This window comes from Ornithinimicrobium faecis, from assembly GCF_023923225.1.
Taxonomy (GTDB): Bacteria; Actinomycetota; Actinomycetes; order Actinomycetales; family Dermatophilaceae; genus Ornithinicoccus; species Ornithinicoccus faecis.
In genome coordinates this window covers 38,722-55,968 of record NZ_CP099489.1, presented here as the reverse complement: position 1 = coordinate 55,968, position 17,247 = coordinate 38,722, and the positions used below count along the sequence as shown (strand labels likewise).

Sequence of the window (17,247 nt, the reverse complement as noted above, 5' to 3'; positions counted from 1 at the left end):
TCACTTCCAGAACACCGTCGCCAGGTGATCCAGGTAGTCCGGATCCGGGCGGCGGTTCCAGTAGCCCGCCGCGGATCGCGACAGGATGCCTAAGGTTTTCAGGTCGACGAGGCTCTCGGCCATCTTCACCAGGAGTCCGTCCGGGTCCAGGATCGGCACGTCCCCGATGCTGGTGATGCCCTCCTGGACCAGGATCTCGTTGGGTAGCCCCTCGCCTGGGATAATGAGTTGGGCACCGCTGGCTATGGCGCGCCCGGCGGCCTCCTCGAACGCCTCGAGGAATGGGCCGGTTTGGCCCTGCAGTGCCTTTGTCACGAACTGGGCTCCGTCTTGGATGTAGCTGAAACCGCGGAATCGGTGCTGCAGACCGCTGGCCTTGATGTTCTCGGCGAGCGGTTCGGCGAGTTCTGGGATGAAGCCTACGATGCCGAAGTCGTGCCCTGTCATCCCTGCCATGTGAAAGGAAGTTTCCCCGTATCCGAGCACGGGGATTCCGGCGAGCGACCGCCCCTCGCGCAGGCCGGGATCCTGGGATGTGCCTATCACGAAAGCGTCGTACCCCTGCCGCTCGGCCTCATACGCCTGGCGGGCGAAGTAGTGGCTGAAGAAGGTCTCCACGGCTCCGAAGCGGACGACTCCCTCGGGGATTGATTTGGGGTACGCCTCGGCCGGCAGGGTGTGGATGTCGATGACCGTGCCCGGCCGGGCGATCCGCCTCAGATGGTCCGCATACCACTGGTCGAGCAACGGGAGACGTCCCTCGACGGTGTGTTTTTGGAACCAGATCCTGGTCATCGCTTACGCCTTAGCCTCGGTGCCGTGTCGAATAGGGATGCCTCATACAGGAAGGTGAACGCGCGGTGAGGATCCTCCGCGAGCGCCTTAGCCGCCGCGATGGCCATGGTGAGGGCGTCCGTGTCCCCGTCCGAGCCTGCCGCACGGGACTCGGTGCGCGGGACGATAACGTCCCGCACGACGCGTCGCCGCTCGTCCCCGGCGTCTTCGAAAGCCGCCAGCGGCGAGCCGTCGAGGGCTTGAGCGGTAGCGCGAGCCATGGCATACGCGTCGTGCAGCCCGCAGTTCATGTTCATGCCGCCGGCCGTCGTCGTGACGTGGGCGGAATCCCCTATGAGCGCGACCCGGCCGAGGACGGTGCTGCTGGCGACGTGTGCCCGATTGCTGTAGACCTCAGCCATCGAAATGCTCACGCCGGGGGCGACGGTGTCGACCAACTGCCGTACCGTCGAGGGTTCCAACGCTTCGGCGTCGCTGGACTTGTCGGCGACGCGGAAGATGAACCGCCAGTGGTCCCGCATCTGGAGCAGACTGCATGACTGTCTCGCGTCACGTACGTACGTGATGCCGGAGAGCCCTGGCAGGTGCTCGCGCAAGTCTTCCTTGGTGATCACCCGCAGCGCGCGGGACTCATAGGCCTGTCCGGGGAAGTCGATTCCCAGCTGTTTGCGCACCTCGCTGTGAGCACCGTCGGCGGCCAGCAGGAACGGGCTCTTGACGGTGTAGCTGCCGTCTGCGGTGGCTATCGTTGCCGACACTCCGTCCGAGTCCTGGACCAGGCTCTCGCACCGGGATGAGAAGCGGACGGAGTCTGTGTTGATGGCACGTAGTTGCCGTAGCAGGATGGGTGTGAGCAGGGTCTGCTCAGCGTGTAAGCGGTATGGGTATGCCGTGTGTTCGGCGAGTAGGGAGAAGGGGATGCTAGCCAGAATGGTGGCGTCAAGGTCGCGCCACTGGATCTCATCGACGAGGACGCCTTGGTGCAGCAACTCATCAGCAGCACCTGCCTCGTCGAGCAGGTCGAGCGTGGAGGGGTGGAACGTGGACGCCTTCGAGACTGTGCCGAGCGTGGGTTCGGCTTCCACCACCAGGACGTCGACGCCCTGTTGGGCGAGCCGTAGCGCCGCGAACAGACCGACTGGGCCGGCGCCGGCGATGAGGACGTCGTGTTGTTCGTTCATCCGGAAAACTCGGCAATCTGGGCTTCTAGCCGGGCGAGTAGATGGTGTCGGCCACCACCTGGGTGGTGGCGCTGCAGCCACCGTGCGCCACACAGGTTTGAGGAGATGACGCGGCGCCGGTTGCCCGAGGACAGCCGGGTCATAGCTCCGACGGTGGGCATTCCGGTGCCGGTGAACAGGATGACGGCGTCTTCGGCCACTCCCGCCGCATCCACCTGCTCCGCCAGCGACTCGTCCGTGACGTCGTAGGGGTTGAAACCTTGTTGAGACCGCACCCGTACGACCTGGGTGACGGGGAACCCGGCAGCTTCCCAGTAGCGGTGGGACAGTTCGGTGAGCCAGTCCTCGTAAGGTGAGGCTACGACGATCTCGCGGGCGCCGAGGTCGGTCAGGGCGTCGGTGATCGTTAGGGTCGCCGACCGCACCTCAGTTCCTGCCTGCCGGCTGAGTTCCTGGCATAGCATCGCGTCGTCCTCGGGGGAGAGTAGGTAGTGGGACCCGGTGCAGGCGACGAACACCGAGTCGAGCGCGAGGGTGCCGAAGGTGGTGATCGAGGTGGGGAGGGCGTCCAGGTATCCCTGGTTGCGCTGCTTCTGATCCCAGCCGGTGAACACCGGGAACCGGGTTGTGTGCAGGGCCAGACCTGGCGAGATGAGGTCGGCGAACTCTGGCTCAACTGTCGGATTGGCGGGTGGCACGATGACTCCGGCGCGGTGCTGCAGATTTGACACTTAACCGTCCTTGCTGAGTGGGTACTGGATGTGTTGGGTTTCCTGGAAGGCCGAAAGTCCCCACACGCCGCCCTCCCGGCCGATACCGCTGAAGCCGAAGCCGCCGAAGGGGGCGTCCGGGCGAAGGCCGCTGGCTTCGTTGATGGCGACGGTGCCGACGCGAAGTTGCGGAGCGACTGTTGCGGCGATCTCGGGGTCGCCGTAGAGGTAGCCGTTCAGCCCGAACCTTGAGTCGTTCGCTATGGCAATCGCTTCGTCGAGGGTCGAGTACGGCAGCAGGACCGACACCGGCCCGAAGACCTCGTTCTGGGCGATGGGGTCGGAGTTGTCTAGTCCGGTGAGCATCAGCGGGTTCACCCACCAGCCCCCGGCGAATTCGGGGCGGCCGCCGCCAACGGCGATCCGGGCCCCCCGGCCGATGGCGTCGGAGACCATGCCCTCGATCCGATCCCGGTGTTCTGGACGTATCACCGGTCCGACATCTGTCGCACGGTCCCATGGGTCACCCACGACCAGGTCGTCGTATACCTGCTCCGTTGCGGCGATGAAGTCCGAGACGGCGTCCCGGTGGACGAGGAGCCGGGTGGGAGAGGCGCACCCCTGGCCGGCGTTGCGGGTGTAGCGGCGATGTACCTGGTTCGCGGCGACCATGAGGTCTGCGCCCTCCAGGATGATCGCCGGGGACTTACCGCCGAGTTCCAGGGTGACCCTCTTGATCCCGGCCGCAGATTGGGAAATGATGTGCTGCCCGACTGCGTCGGAGCCGGTGAATGAGATCTTGTTTACCTGGGGGTTCTCGGTCAGCGCCCGCCCAACGTCGGGCCCACCGACGATGACATTAAGCACACCGTCGGGCAGGCCGGACTCACGGGCGATCCGTCCCACTGCGAGCACCGCGAGCGGGGTTCGCGGCGAGGGCATCAGCACGATAGTGCATCCCGCGGCGAGCGCTGCGCCGACCTTCCACATCCCCAGGTGCAGGGGATAGTTGTATGCGGAGATGGCCGCGACGACTCCCACCGGGCGGTGGTAGACCACAGAACGGCGCGGTTGCCCATAAGTGGCCACGCCTAGGTCGACTGAGTCATCGGCACGGATCAGATCGGCATACCAGCGCATCTGCTCGATGGGGAAGCCGATCTGCAGCGACTCCGCCAGTGTCACGGGTGTGCCCACCTCGTTGATGATCGTGGAGATGAGGTGGTCGGAGGCCGCCTCGAGCTGGTCGCAGAACCGGTGGATCAGCCGGGAGCGTTCGGCACGTGGCGTGGCAGCCCAGCCAGAGAGTGCGGTCGCAGCAGCGGTCGCTGCCTGGTCCACCTGGTCCATCGAGGCAGAGGGCACCTCGGCGAGGAGTTCACCCGTGGCCGGGTTGGGGATGGCGAGAACGGTTCCTGCACCGCGGACGGACTCGCCATTGATTGTCATCTCGGGTTGGGTCGTCGGCGCCAACCGGTGCCTCGAGTCCAGGGTCATAGCCATCCCTCCGGGGTGGTCAGTTGGTAGTGCCGTGAGTGAATGCGTCGAGTGCTGACTCGAACGCCCAGATGGTGTCGTCGATGTCCGCCTCCGTGTGCTCGACCGAGAGGTACATCAGACCACGTGGCAACGTCATCACGCCGCGTTCCACCAGTAGCCCGGAGAGCTCGAGTACGGCCTCCTTGTCCAGGCCGATAGTGTCGGTGAGTCGTTCAACTGGACTCGGTGACACGAAGACCTGCAGGCAGGTCCCGACGTGGTTGACGTGCACAGGTGCGGCCAGTCGCTCCGCGGCCTCGCGGATCCCCGCCGCGAGCCGGGTTACCTGCGCCTCCATGCGGGGGTACAGCACGTCGGCGCTATTTGCTAGTTGCTTCAGGCAGGCGTTGCCGGAAGCAACCGAGAGGGGGTTGCCGTTGTAGGTGCCTCGGTGGAGCATGCGCCCTGAAGCCACGGGCCGCATCGCGGCCCTACTTCCGGTGACTGCACTGATGGGCAACCCCGCTCCTAGCGCTTTGCCGAGTACCGTGAGGTCGGGGTTGACCCCGTATCTGCCCTGGGCACCACCGAGTCCGAGTCGGAAGCCGGTGATGATCTCGTCGAAGATCAGCATCGTGCCGTTGGCTGTGGTGGCGCGTCGTAATCCCTCGAGGAAACCTGGCTCGGGCTCGAAACAACCGGCGTTGACAGCGGCGGGCTCGGTGATTACGGCGGCGATCGTGTCGTCGAGGGTCTCGTTCAGCGCTTTCAGATCGCCCCAGTCGAGCAGAATGACGTTCTCGGCGGCAAGGGGATCCTGACCGGTGGTGGTCGGGTCGTCACTGCCTGGTGCGTTGGCGACGTGCATGCTGTCGGCCCAGCCGTGGTAGTGGCCCCTGAACTTCACTACCCGGGTGCGTGCCGTCTCTGACCGAGCGATGCGCAGTGCCAGTTGCACAGCCTCGGTGCCGGAGCTGAGGAAGGTCGTGACTTCGGCGCTCGGGACGCACTCGGCTACTCGTTCGGCCAACTCGGCCTCGCCCGCGGTGACGCCTCCGGTGCGTAACCCCAGGTCGAGCGCGCGACGCACCGCGTCGAGCACGGGCCCCGGGGTGTGACCCAACAGCAGGGGACCGTATCCGAGTGCGTAGTCGATGTAGGTGTTGCCGTCGGTGTCGGTGACGTGGCAGCCGTCGGCGTGCTCCTGCACGATCGCAACCGGACGTTGGGAGGCGCGGGGAGAGGATGAGACGCCTCGGGGCAAAGACCTGACGGCGCGATCACGGTAGGCGCGCGACGCGTCGAAGGTTCGCGACATCCTCAGGCTATGCCGCATGGCTGTCCTCTCCGGCCCAGAACACCACGCGCCGTTCGATCATGCTGATGAAGGCGTGAAGAGTCATGCCGATCACTGCCAGCACGATGAGGACCGAGAACATCCCCGCGATGTTGAACTGGTAATTGTACTGAAGGATGAGGTATCCGAGTCCGTGGCTGGCTCCGACGAACTCCCCAACGATCGCTCCCACGAGAGCGAACAGGGCGCCGATCTTCAACCCGGTGAAGACATACGGAAGTGAGTTCCGGATCTTGACTTTCCAGAATACTTGTCCCGAATTCGCCCCGAAGGAACGCATCATCTGCAGTTGGTCGGGATCGGATGCCTTCAGGCCAGCGATGACGTTCACCAGGATCGGGAAGAACGAGATGATTGCTGCCATGACGATTTTGGATAGTTCGCCGAAGCCGAACCAGACCACGAAAAGGGGCGCGAGCGCGACGCTTGGGATAGTCTGGAACGCGACGACATACGGCATGAACGCACGTTCGAGCACCCGCGCCTGCGAGATCAGCGCGCCGAGCACCAGAGCGATCAAGACACCTAACCCGTAGCCCAACAGGACCTCGCGCGATGTAACCCAGAGGTGGGCCCAGAATGTGTCTTGGGATACGAGATCGGTGAAGGCGGAGGCAACCGCGAGGGGCCCGGGCAGGACTATCTTCGGAATATCGAAGAGTCGAACCGACAGTTCCCAAGCGGTGATGATGACTACGAAGACGAGCGGCACAAGGTAGAACTCGGGCTTCCTGGCGAACAGGGAAGCGAGGTTCGCCTGGTCCTTCTTGGCCGCCTCGTTGGTCGTGGCGGCCGGGGCGGGGGTGGTATTTGTCATCGCTGGCTCCCTTTCGCTCAGTCAACCATTGAACTGTTGTTAAAGTGCGCACGGATGCGATCCAGTGTGATCCCGGCAGCCGCGGTGGCCATATCGCCGAGGGATCGCGGGCGACTGAGGTCGACGTCGACGACCTCAGCGATGCGACCCGGCCGTGGTGTCATGACCACGACTCGGTCGGCCAGGAAGGCGGCTTCGGGGATGGAGTGGGTCACGAAGACCACGGTCTTCCCGCTGGTGAGCCAGATCCGTTGCAGCTCCTCGTTCATGAACTCTCTGGTCATGGCATCGAGGGCGCCGAACGGCTCATCCATGAGCAGCACCTTGGGGTCGTGGATGAGCGCCCGGCAGATCCCGGCGCGCTGTTGCATGCCGCCGGAGAGCTCCTTGGGGTATTTGTCTCCGAATCCTGCCAGGCCCACGGTGTCCATCAACTGGTGGGCTCGATCCAGACCGGCCCCTTTGTCGAGGCGCTGGACCTCGATGGGAATCATGATGTTCTCGAGAATCGTGCGCCATGGCAGCAGGGTGGGCTGTTGGAACACGACGCCGACGTCCGAGCTGGGACCAGAGACGGGGTGCCCGCCCAGCGAGACATGACCGTCGAAGGTGGGCACCAGGCCAGCGAGGATCTTCAGCATGGTGGTCTTGCCGCAGCCGGAGGGGCCGACGAGAGCGACGAACTCGCCTTCCTCCACGGACAGGGCGACGTTGTCGAGTGCGATGGTGGGAGTCGATCGACGCGGTCGGTAGACCTTGGTGAGGCCTCGCACCTCAATGAGAGCCCGACCAGGATTCATCGATCTGCTGTTCCCTCGTGCTCCGTTGAGCTCGTCGGCCCCTCCGGGTTCCACTTACCGCTCTTCCGTCTGTGCTACAGCGGTGGGGTCGAAGTCGAAGTACTGCGACATTAGAGATCCGTCCCAAACGTCGGACACGGTCATCTCGGTGGTGATCTGGTCAGTGGTGAGGGCGTAGTCGATCACTGCCTGCCAGCGCTCGTCGGAGAGTTCGAGCCAGTTGCCCCACTCCGCTGGGTCGGCGGCAGGATCCTTCGGCAATGAGTCGAGCAGGGCAGTCTGCATGGCCGCCAGGCTCTCCTGAGCTTCTTCACCCTCTGGGTCTGCGGCACCAGGGAGCACGTCGAACTCATCAAAGCCCAGCTGCAGCGCCTCTTCGGGGTTCACCTGCGAGTAGACAATGCCTTTGTAGGCGGCACGGACAAAGCCGGCCAGCGCCTCGGGGTTGTTCTCGAGCATCTCCTCGGTCGTCACCATCGTGACGCTGAACAGATCGTCCAGCTTTGCCGGTCGCTCGAGCAGGGTCAGTGTGATGCCACTGTTGTTCATCACCGTGAACGAGTCCGTGTAGGAGTCGACAGCGTCGATCTCACCGTTCTCCAGTGCAGCCGCGGCGGAGGCGCCCGCGCCGACTGGGATGATCTCGACATCGGTCTCTTCCAGGCCTGCCTCGGCCAGGTTGGCCTTGACATCCGAGTAGGAGGCGGAGGCGAGACTGATGACACCGATCCGCTTGCCCTCGAGGTCCTCTATCGATTCGATGTCACTGTCTTCTGGGACGCCGATGTAGTACGGCCAGTGCAGGGTCAGGCCGGCGAAGGCCTTGACCGGAACACCCTGCTCGATCGCGGTCAGGATGTTGGCCGAGGAGGCGTAGGCGATGTCAGCACTGCCGCCGGAAAGCGCCTGGATCGCAGCAGTCGATCCGTCGGCGGTGACCATGTCGACCTCCAGCCCCTCCTCCTCGAAGAAGCCGAGTCCCGTAGGGACCGCGTACGTGAAGATCTCTTCCGCTGCAGTCACTGTGTTGCGCGCGAACCCGACAGTGATGCCCGTGGTCTCCGAGCCGTCGTCGCCCTCGGTTGTCTCACTGTTGCCGGAGGAGCACGCCGTCACCATCATCATCAGGGCCACGAGCGCGGCTAACGGCTTCAGAACACTTGACTTGTGCATATCTGCCCTCTCTAGAGCAAGTGGCGGTCCCGTTCCGTTCAGCGGAACTTGGGTTCGTGTCTCCAAGACTGCCATCGGTCGGGGCCTACGTCAATGGCTAGGAGAATTTTTTTTTGGATTCCCTGGTCGAGACACGGTTTGGTGTGCTTAGATGGTTCCGATGCCTCACTCACGAGGCGTGTTCCAGTGAGTGGAACTTGTTGCTACTCAGGGCCGGCGCGACTCCCGCCACGCCAGACGTTCACAACCAAGAGAGGGTCTCTGTGACCGATCAGCTTCTAGACGTGGTCTCCGCTGGTGTCAGGGCCTACGACCTCGCCCGCGAACTCCGGATCGGTATGCCGCAATCACCGAACCATCCGCCGTTCTGGCACGTCGTCCCCCGCAGGCACGGGGATTCGGTGCGTGCCGACGGTGGGAGCGCGGCGAACGACATGATCACGACCGGCACCCACGTGGGAACCCACATCGATGCGCTCGCTCACGTCAGCCAGGACGGTGCACTCTTCGGCGGCGTCGACGCCGAAGAGGCGTGCATCGGAGGTCGGTATGTCCAGCATGGTGTCCACACCATCGAACCGATGATCCGCCGCGGAGTGCTGGTCGACGTCGCCGCGCACCTCGGCGTGACCACTTTGGACGGCGATCACGAGATAACACTCACCGAGTTCCAGGACGCTCTCAATGCCCAACAGACCGAGGTGCGCAAAGGGGACGTGGTGCTGATTCGGTCAGGGTGGGGCGCGAAGTTCGACGAGGGCCAGGCCTTCGTCGGGGGCGCGACGGGTGTGCCGGGGATCGGTGAGGCCGTCGCCCGGTGGCTCGCAACACAGGGCATCCACGCCGCCGGCGCCGATTCCATCGCCTTCGAGCATCTGAGGCCGGGTGCCGGTCACGGCTTGCTGCCGGTGCACCGCCTGTTCCTGGTCGAGAGCGGCATCTACATCATCGAGACCATGAACCTCGAGCAGATCTCAGTCGATCGAGTGTATGAGTTCACGCTCGTGCTCGCGCCACTCAACATCTTCGGAGCCACCGGTTCACCGGTGCGGCCGCTGGCGGTGGTCTCGCGTGGCTGAACCGACTCTGTCACAGCAGCTGGCCCGTTTCGCCGCAGGCGTCTCGTTTGACACCCTGCCAGGGGAGGTCATCGAGAGTGTGCGCGGCCGCGTCCTCGACATCCTCGGGATCTGCTTCGCAGCTACCGAACTGGACACCAGCCACGGGGCCTTGCAATGGGTCAAGACACAGGGTGGCGCCCCACAGGCGACCGCGATCGGCATCCCCGAGCAGGTACCGGCCGCGGCCGCAGCCTTCGCCAACGGCGTGTTGGCTCACTCCCTCGACTACGACGACACCCACTTGCCCTCTGTGCTGCACCCCAGCGCCTCGGTGATTCCCGCAGCACTCGCGGCGGGCGAGGCGAATCGCGCCAACGGCGAACAGGTGATCGCTGCCATCGCAGTCGGTATCGAGGTGTGCGTGCGGATTGGTATGGCCGGCTACGACCGCGAGGCGGGCACCTCGACGTTCTTCGAACACGGTCAACACGCGACCTCGATCGCGGGGGCCCTGGGCTCGGCCGTTGCTGCCGGAAAGCTCTCCGGCCTCGATGAGCGGGGGCTCGCGGACGTTCTGGGAGTCGCGGCATCAATGGCAGCTGGAATCATCGAGTCCAACCGAACAGGTGGCACCGTCAAACGGCTGCACTGCGGCTGGGCCGCCCACGCGGCCGTGTCGGCGGCCCAACTGGTTGCACTCGGCTTCACGGGGCCACCGACCGTACTGGAGGGGCGGTTCGGGTTCTTCCAAGCGTGGCTCCACGGCAACTTCACCGCAAGTGAGATCACCGAAGGACTCGGTACGCAGTGGGCGACGCCAGACATCTTCTTCAAGCCCTATCCTGCCAACCACTTCACACATGCGGCTATCGACGCGGCCCTGGAACTGCGTGCCGAAGGCCTCCGTCCCGAGCAGGTGGAAGACATCGAAGTCGGGGTACCGACCTCGACGGTGCGCACCATCGGTGACCCGATCCACGTCAAGCGTGCTCCAGAGACGGGATACATGGCGCAATTCAGCGCACCGTTTGTCATCGCGGCGGCCTTGAGCGGCGGTAGCGGGCTGGGCCTCGGGCTAGATGACTTCACAACGGCCAGGGCGACCGATCCGGATCTGCGCAAGATAATGGCCAAAGTCAGCGTGGTCGCCGACCCCGAGTGCGACCGGATCTTCCCGAACCAGTTCCCGTGCGTTCTACGGGTACGGACGACGAGCGGGCTCGAGCAGGTCAAGAAGATCCTCGTGAACCGCGGCGGACCGCAGCGCCCGCTGAGCTTTGAAGAACTCTCGACCAAGTTCCGCGACAACGCCGCACGGATGTTGAACGACGCCGCGATCACCCACGTTCAGCAAGCAGTCAGTTGCCTGGAGCAACTCGACGACGTCGGCGAGGTAATCAAGCACCACACCGCGATTCTCACCACCCCAGTCCTGGAGCCGTTCCCCCCAAGGAGTTCACATGTCTGAGTTCGACCTACTCATCAAGAACGTTCGCGTGGCAAGCGCGAGTGCTGACGTGTTCGACGGTGACATCGCCGTCAAAGACGAGACAATTGCCGCCGTAGCGCCGTCGATCGACGCCAACCGCGCAGCCGCCCTGGTCGACGGCCAAGGGAAGTTGGCGTTCCCCGGCGCCGTCGACGCGCACCAGCACTGGGGGATCTACAACCCGTACCGGGAGGACGTGGTCACCGAGTCGCGTGCCGCTGCCCAGGGCGGTGTCACCACTGGTATCAATTACACCCGGACCGGGCAGTACTACCTCAACGAGGGCGGGCCCTATGAGCAGTTCCTGCCCAAGGTGCTCGCCGCGTGCGAGGGCCGCGCTCACATCGACTACGCCTTCCACGTCGCCCCGATGTCGCGACAACACATTGAGGAACTACCCCTGATCGCCGAGAAGTTCGGCGTCACGTCGTTCAAGATCTTCATGTTCTACGGCGGCTTCGGGTTGCACGGTGCGTCCTCCAGCCAGCGAGATTTCCTCATGCTGGGGGAAGACGAGCACTACGATTTCGCCCACTTCGAGTTCGTGATGCGCGGCATACAGCGACTACGCGAGGAACAACCGGAGTTGGCCGACCAGATCTCGTTGTCTCTGCACTGTGAGACCGCCGAGATCATGCGGGCCTACACCCAGCTCGTGCAGACAGAGGGTGTGCTGACGGGGCTCGAGGCCTACAGTGCCGCGCGGCCGCCGCACTCCGAAGGCCTCGCGATCGCGATCGCCGCCTACCTCGCCCACGAGACTGCGCTGCCCAACATTAACCTCCTGCACCTCAGTTCAGCCAAGGCGATGGAGGCTGCGCTAACCATGCAACAGGCCTTCCCCCACATCAACTTCCGACGGGAGGTCACCATCGGTCACCTGCTCGCCGATTACCACACCGCGGCAGGTGTCGGGGGCAAGGTAAACCCGCCGCTGCGCTCTGCAGACGATGTCGAGGCGCTGTGGGAGCACTTGCTCGCTGGTGACATCGACTGGGTCGTCAGTGACCACGCGTGCTGCAAGGACGAGATGAAGTTCGGCCACGGTGAGGATCGCGATGACGTCTTCATGGCAAAGTCGGGGTTCGGCGGCGCCGAATACCTGCTCCCCGGACTCGTCGGCGCCGGACTTAAGCGTGGGCTGTCCGAGCGGCGGATCGCGCAACTGACTTCCTGGAACCCGGCGCAGCGGTTCGGCCTGCCCAATAAGGGCGACATCGCGGTGGGCTTCGATGCCGATATCGCACTGGTGGATCCCACGCAGTCGACCGTCATCCGCCCTGATGACTCGGAGTCGACGCAGGAGTACACCCCGTTCGACGGCTTCACCCTGGAATCGGTCGTGACAGACACGTTCGTTCGGGGTCACCACGTGTTCGCTGACGGACGGATCGTTGGTGATCCCAACGGACGCTACGTGGCTCGAGGAAATAGCGACGCTTCGTCATGATCAACCTGCCCACTGACGGGCCTTTGACCGGTCTTCGAGTGCTGGACGCCTCGACAATCCTGGCGGGTCCGTTGACCGCACAGATCCTCGGTGACTACGGGGCGGATGTGATCAAGATCGAGCACCCGACTCACGGAGACGGGATGCGTGGGCACGGGCTCGACAAGGACGGCGAGCCCTTGTGGTGGAAGATGATCAGCCGCAATAAACGCACGGTCGGGCTCTACCTGGGCGATCCTGAGGGTGCCGAGGCGTTCCGGGCGCTGGCCCGGTCTGCGGACGTGGTGGTAGAGAACTTCCGTCCGGGCACCTTCGAGAAGTGGGGGCTGGGGTATGAGGAGTTGTCCCAGGACAATCCGGGCTTGATCATGCTGCGTGTTACCGGCTTCGGTCAGAGCGGGCCGTATGCGGAGAGGCCAGCGTTCGGAACGTTAGTCGAGTCGATGAGCGGGTTCGCGCACCTGACGGGACGGCCGGACGGGCCGCCGACGCTGCCTGCCTTTGGGCTGGCTGACTCGATCGCAGGGGTCGCCGGGGCGGCAGCGGTGTCGATGGCGCTGTTCCAGCGGGCCCGGGACGGGAAGGGACAGGAGATCGACCTGGATCTGCTCAGTCCGATTATGACCGCGGTCGGGCCGGGGGTTATCTACGCCGACCAGCTGGGTATCGACCAGGAGCGCACCGGAAACCGGTCGCAGAACAACTCCCCGCGTAACACGTACCTGACAAGCGACGGGCATTGGCTAGCGATCTCGACTAGTGCAAACACGATCGCCGAGCGGGTGCTGCGTCTGGTGGGGCATCCCGAGGTGATCGCAGAGCCCTGGTTCGCCACCGGCCGACAGCGGGCTCAACACGCCGACCTCCTGGACCGGCACGTGGGGGAGTGGATCGGTATCCGGACGCGCGAGGAAGTCCTCGCCGCGTTTGAGGAGGCGGGTGCTGCAGTCGCGCCGGTGTATAGGCCGAGCGAACTGCTGACCGACCCCCAGGTCCAGGCGATGGAGTTGGTGACCACGGTCGAGGACGAGACGTTGGGGCCACTGAAGATGCAAAACGTGATGTGGCGGATGATGCGCACTCCCGGCCGCATCCGGTCCACCGGTCGGGGTCTTGGCGAGGACACCGACGAGGTGCTGACCCATGTGGCGGAACTGTCGCAGGAGCAACTCGAGAGGCTTCGAAACCGCGGGGTGATCCGGTAAGCATCTACTCTCGCCGCTTGCCTAGCACGGTACCGGTGGTGTGCCGACCCAACAGGTGCGCGTCGACTAGATATGGCAATCCTGGGACCATCCCTCCGACCCCGACTCCAAACTCGGTCCACGTGGTCAAGCTTGCCCTTGCCCTTGCCAGCACCGGCGGTCTGTGACCACGTGCTCGGCGTGTGGTGAACGTCGCTCTGGGGGACGATTGTAGCGGTGGGGGCCGCCAGGGCCAGTTAGTGGCGTAGCCGCCGGGCGCGGTTGGCGATGCGGGCGGAGATGTTGATCAGTTGGGCGCGGATCGTGGCCGTCCGGCGCGGGCGTGGCCGGTGGAGGCCAGGACACCGGCGGCACGGGTCAGGTTGAGGCGATGGCGGCCAGGACTGTCCACGCGCGGGGCTGTAGCCTCCACCCGAGCCGAGGGCCGCAGCGCAGTAGTGGTGCTGGCGGCGGCGGACGCTCCACGCGTTATTAGGCTCTTCGCAATCAAGGGTGTAGTCGGGGTCTGAATCCGCCGGCCTCGAGGAGCGCTCGCGCGATGTAGTTGGTGAGGTTGCGGAACCCAAGGGCGGAACCCCTCAGGTGCTCAAGGCGGCCGTTGATCGCTTCTGTAGGCCCATTCGATGTGCGGGGACGGTCGAAGTAGGCCAGGACGTCCTCGGCGCGGCGGGTCAGGGTGCGCCCCAGCCTGCGCAGCTCACTCAGACCGGCCGGGACACCCTGGCGGAGAGCATCGATCACCGACTGCATCTGCTCGCGGCCCTGGCTGCGGTCGGGTTCGCGGTAAGCAGCGACCATTCGCTGGTAGATGCCCCAGGTCGCCTCGACCGCGACGTGCTGCTCGACTGCGAAGAGCGCCTCAAGGCGGGCTTGCTGCTTGTCGGTGAGCAGGTCAGCACCGGTGTGCAGGGTCCGGCGAGCGGACTACAGCGGGTCGCTCTTGCGGCCTCGGTGCCCGCAGGTCTCCTGCTGGACCCGGCGACGACAGTCGTCCATCGCCTCCCCGGCCAGCTGGACTACGTGAAACGGATCCATCACGCTGACCGCCTCCGGCAGCTCCTCGGTGGTGGCGGTCTTGAAGCCGGAGAAGCCATCCATGGCCACCACCTGCACCCCGTCGCGCCAGGCCTGGTCGCGCTCGTGCAGCCAAGTCTTGAACGCTTTCTTCGAGCGGCCCTCGACCATGTCCAGCAGCCGCGCCGGCCCCGTCCCGTCACGGACCGGGGTCAGGTCGATGATCACCGTGACGAACTTGTCCCCGCCGCGGGTGTGACGCCAAACAATGCTCGTCGACCCCGAGGACCTCGACGCCGTCCAGACGGGCCGGATCGTCGATCAGCAGCCGGTGTCCTTCGGCCAGGACAGCGTCGTTGGCGGTGTGCCACGCCACGCCCAGCCCCTCGGCGACGCGAGCCATGGACAGGTGCTGGACCACGATGCCGACCAGGGCCCAGGCCAGCCCGCCCCGGGAGATCTTCGCCCGCGGCTCGGCCGCGGCGGTGGTGTCCTGACGCCACACGTGACCGCACTCGGTGCACCGGTACCGGCGCACCGTGACCAGCAGGATGGTAGGACGCCACCCGAACGGCGCGTGCGCGAGCCGACGGACGACGGTGTCCCTGGCCACGCCCTGACAACCGCACCGGCGGCACCAGTCGTCGGGTTCCACGACCCGACACTTCAGGACGGCGCGCTCGGGCTCAAGCAGCTGGCCGTTCACCTCCAGGCCGAGCTCATCCAGCTGGGTGAAGGTGGTCAGGTCGGGGCAGGCGAAGGTAGTAGCGTCAGGCACGTCGAGGTCTTTGGGATGGGCGGTGTGAGAACTCCCATCATCGGAAGACCTCGACCCTCATCCAGCCAGCGACGCGCGGACGACCTCTACACCCTCAACTGCGAAGAGCCCGATAATGCACGGAATCGTGTCGAATAGCACAGAGGGTCGGGGTGGCGAGGGAAGCGGCGCGGTCCGTGCCTAGCGTCCACCACACCCGGCTGCGTAGTTGACCGGCGTCGCTAACTGATCGGCAGGACCTATGCGAACGCCAGTTCGATTATGATTTTTCTCATGGCGGGCGGCATCGGAAGGCGTTGTAGCGCTGGGGTCTGGACGTGAGGAACGTCCTCCTGATGCGCTTGTCGGGCTTGGTATCCCATCGCCTTCAGGAAGGACGTTCAATGTCTAACCGTAGTGGTGTCTCGCGTGGTGACCGGAACCGGAACGCCCGGCTGGCCCGCCTTCGCGAAGCGGTCCCGATCGGCAATGCCATCGTGGGGATCGACCTGGCCGAGCGTAAGCAGATGGTCGTGGTGTGCGACCACGACTCCCGGGTCCTGGCCGGGCGCACCTTCCGGTGCAAGGCCTGGGACCTCGGTGCCGCGCTGGACTGGGCGCGACAGCACGCGACCCGGCACGGGTTCGCCGGGCTGACGGTGGCGTGCGAGCCGACCGGGCACCGGTGGCGGGTCCTGGGCCAGCTGGCGGCCGACCGGGGCATGGCTTTCGTGTGCGTGCAGCCGACGATCTCCTCGTGGGCGCGCAAGTCCGAGGACCTGACGTTCGACAAGACCGACGACAAGGACGCCGTGCTGATCGCGCGGCTGGTCGCTCAGCTGCGCTGCTACCTTCCTGAGCCGGTCGATGGGACGTGGGGCCGGTTGCGGCACCTGGGCACCCGCCGCGCCCAGCTCCTGGATGAGCACGTGGCCTGCGTGCAGCAGCTGCGTGACCTGCTCGAGTGCGTCTGGCCCGCAGCATTGACAGCGGCGGCGCAGCCGTTCAAGTCGACCACCTGGGTGGCCGCGCTGAGCGTGATCCTGCGCCGCGACGGCGGGGACCTGGACCGCACCCGCCGCCTGGGCGCGGCCCGGTTCGAGCGCCTCGTCCGCACCGAGATGGTCCGTCGCGGCAAGGTACGCCCGTGCCTGGGGATCGTGCGCAAGGTCTACGCCGCGCTGGCCGACCGCGCCGGCGTGCTGGACCACGGGTCCGGCGCCCTGGAACGCGCCGAGTGGGTCCTGGCCGACTGGGACACCGCCCGGACGCAGCAGGTCGACGTCGAGACCCGCATGACCGTCGTGCTCGACGAGCTCGGCCTCACCGGCCTGGTCACCACCATCCCCGGCCTGTCCGCGGTCGGCGCCGCCGCGATCCTGGCCGAGACGGGTGACCTGTCGAGGTTCACCTCCGCGCGGGCCGTGGTCAAGCACGCCGGCCTGGCACCGCGGGAGCGGATGTCCGGCACGTTCACCGGCAAGGCCCGGCTGACCGGTGCCGGACGACCCGGCCTGCGCACCGCGGCGTGGCGGGCGGTGTGGGGCTGCCTGCAGACGAACAAGGTCTACGCCGCCCGGTACCGGCACCTGACCACCCGCGAGCAGAACAAGCTCACGGCGACGCAGGCGCAGACCATCATCGCCGCGGCGATCCTGCGCCAGCTGCACGCCGTCGTCGTCCACCGCCAAGCCTGGGACCCCGTCATTGCCACCGGCGCCACCAAGACCCAGGGGCCGCTCGAGGCCGCCTGACCCTCGCGCGAGGCGTCGCGCGTCACCAGCAGGGCCGGGGCGAGCCTTCCGCGGCATTGAGAACCACCACCGGTATCTCGACGGACATCAAGGGCCGCCCCGGCCCGTCGTCACCGAACCCGATCACACGCTGTCGAGCCACCAAGCTCCATTACCGCTATGCAGGGACGACGACGGGCCCCGGGCACCGGCCCCCTTGACGTAA

General features: G+C 65.5%; 13 protein-coding genes and 1 pseudogene. 5 read left to right on the top strand and 9 right to left on the bottom strand.

Features of this window, described 5'->3' with window-relative positions; translation table 11 throughout:
* The 8 genes from NF556_RS00245 to NF556_RS00210 form a co-directional block, all read right to left on the bottom strand.
* Complete coding sequence (locus NF556_RS00245) at positions 1–795, bottom strand: aspartate/glutamate racemase family protein (RefSeq protein WP_252593506.1); 795 nt, start codon at positions 793–795, stop codon at positions 1–3.
* Positions 792–1,976, bottom strand: a complete 1,185-nt coding sequence (locus tag NF556_RS00240) for an FAD-dependent oxidoreductase (protein WP_252593505.1) — start codon at positions 1,974–1,976, stop codon at positions 792–794. Before NF556_RS00240 ends, NF556_RS00245 begins: the two co-directional genes overlap by 4 nt.
* Positions 1,973–2,707: a maleate cis-trans isomerase family protein gene (locus NF556_RS00235; protein ID WP_252593504.1), complete on the bottom strand. Its 735-nt coding sequence runs from the start codon at positions 2,705–2,707 to the stop codon at positions 1,973–1,975. The genes NF556_RS00240 and NF556_RS00235 overlap by 4 nt, the downstream gene beginning before the upstream one ends.
* The gene (locus tag NF556_RS00230; protein WP_252593503.1) at positions 2,708–4,135 is read right to left on the bottom strand and encodes an aldehyde dehydrogenase family protein; all 1,428 of its coding nucleotides are present in this window, start codon (positions 4,133–4,135) and stop codon (positions 2,708–2,710) included.
* A 67-nt stretch (positions 4,136–4,202) separates the two neighbouring features.
* On the bottom strand, positions 4,203–5,483 hold the full coding sequence (locus NF556_RS00225; protein ID WP_256829694.1) for an aspartate aminotransferase family protein: 1,281 nt from the start codon (positions 5,481–5,483) through the stop codon (positions 4,203–4,205).
* Between the two features lie 7 nt (positions 5,484–5,490).
* Positions 5,491–6,339, bottom strand: a complete 849-nt coding sequence (locus tag NF556_RS00220) for an ABC transporter permease (RefSeq protein ID WP_252593500.1) — start codon at positions 6,337–6,339, stop codon at positions 5,491–5,493.
* A gap of 17 nt (positions 6,340–6,356) precedes the next feature.
* A complete protein-coding gene (locus NF556_RS00215) occupies positions 6,357–7,139 on the bottom strand; it encodes an ABC transporter ATP-binding protein (RefSeq protein ID WP_252593498.1) in 783 nt (260 codons plus the stop codon).
* Between the two features lie 54 nt (positions 7,140–7,193).
* Positions 7,194–8,387: an ABC transporter substrate-binding protein gene (locus NF556_RS00210; RefSeq protein ID WP_252593496.1), complete on the bottom strand. Its 1,194-nt coding sequence runs from the start codon at positions 8,385–8,387 to the stop codon at positions 7,194–7,196.
* Positions 8,388–8,575: 188 nt separating this feature from the next.
* On the opposite strand from NF556_RS00210, the gene NF556_RS00205 reads away from it, so the two are divergent.
* The 4 genes from NF556_RS00205 to NF556_RS00190 are packed head-to-tail and all read left to right on the top strand — an operon-like array spanning position 8,576 to position 13,517.
* Positions 8,576–9,391, top strand: a complete 816-nt coding sequence (locus tag NF556_RS00205; RefSeq protein WP_252593494.1) for a cyclase family protein — start codon at positions 8,576–8,578, stop codon at positions 9,389–9,391.
* Positions 9,384–10,841, top strand: a complete 1,458-nt coding sequence (locus NF556_RS00200; protein ID WP_252593492.1) for an MmgE/PrpD family protein — start codon at positions 9,384–9,386, stop codon at positions 10,839–10,841. The genes NF556_RS00205 and NF556_RS00200 overlap by 8 nt, the downstream gene beginning before the upstream one ends.
* A gap of 49 nt (positions 10,842–10,890) precedes the next feature.
* On the top strand, positions 10,891–12,312 hold the full coding sequence (locus NF556_RS00195) for a dihydroorotase (RefSeq protein ID WP_252593490.1): 1,422 nt from the start codon (positions 10,891–10,893) through the stop codon (positions 12,310–12,312).
* The gene (locus tag NF556_RS00190) at positions 12,309–13,517 is read left to right on the top strand and encodes a CaiB/BaiF CoA transferase family protein (RefSeq protein WP_252593488.1); all 1,209 of its coding nucleotides are present in this window, start codon (positions 12,309–12,311) and stop codon (positions 13,515–13,517) included. The genes NF556_RS00195 and NF556_RS00190 overlap by 4 nt, the downstream gene beginning before the upstream one ends.
* A gap of 486 nt (positions 13,518–14,003) precedes the next feature.
* Here NF556_RS00190 and NF556_RS00185 read toward each other — a convergent pair.
* A pseudogene (locus NF556_RS00185) lies at positions 14,004–15,309 on the bottom strand (ISL3 family transposase).
* Positions 15,310–15,692: 383 nt separating this feature from the next.
* On the opposite strand from NF556_RS00185, the gene NF556_RS00180 reads away from it, so the two are divergent.
* A complete protein-coding gene (locus tag NF556_RS00180) occupies positions 15,693–17,042 on the top strand; it encodes an IS110 family RNA-guided transposase (RefSeq protein ID WP_252593486.1) in 1,350 nt (449 codons plus the stop codon).
* Positions 17,043–17,247 lie beyond the last annotated feature (205 nt).

Excerpts from the sequence above, each read along its gene's own strand:
- NF556_RS00220 (WP_252593500.1), bottom strand. The coding sequence starts at position 6,339 with ATGACAAATACCACCCCCGCCCCGGCCGCCACGACCAACGAGGCGGCC.
- NF556_RS00230 (WP_252593503.1), bottom strand. The coding sequence starts at position 4,135 with ATGACAATCAATGGCGAGTCCGTCCGCGGTGCAGGAACCGTTCTCGCC.
- NF556_RS00215 (WP_252593498.1), bottom strand. The coding sequence starts at position 7,139 with ATGAATCCTGGTCGGGCTCTCATTGAGGTGCGAGGCCTCACCAAGGTC.
- NF556_RS00245 (WP_252593506.1), bottom strand. The coding sequence starts at position 795 with ATGACCAGGATCTGGTTCCAAAAACACACCGTCGAGGGACGTCTCCCG.
- NF556_RS00225 (WP_256829694.1), bottom strand. The coding sequence starts at position 5,483 with ATGTCGCGAACCTTCGACGCGTCGCGCGCCTACCGTGATCGCGCCGTC.
- NF556_RS00210 (WP_252593496.1), bottom strand. The coding sequence starts at position 8,387 with ATGGCAGTCTTGGAGACACGAACCCAAGTTCCGCTGAACGGAACGGGA.
- NF556_RS00190 (WP_252593488.1), top strand. The coding sequence starts at position 12,309 with ATGATCAACCTGCCCACTGACGGGCCTTTGACCGGTCTTCGAGTGCTG.
- NF556_RS00180 (WP_252593486.1), top strand. The coding sequence starts at position 15,693 with ATGTCTAACCGTAGTGGTGTCTCGCGTGGTGACCGGAACCGGAACGCC.
- NF556_RS00240 (WP_252593505.1), bottom strand. The coding sequence starts at position 1,976 with ATGAACGAACAACACGACGTCCTCATCGCCGGCGCCGGCCCAGTCGGT.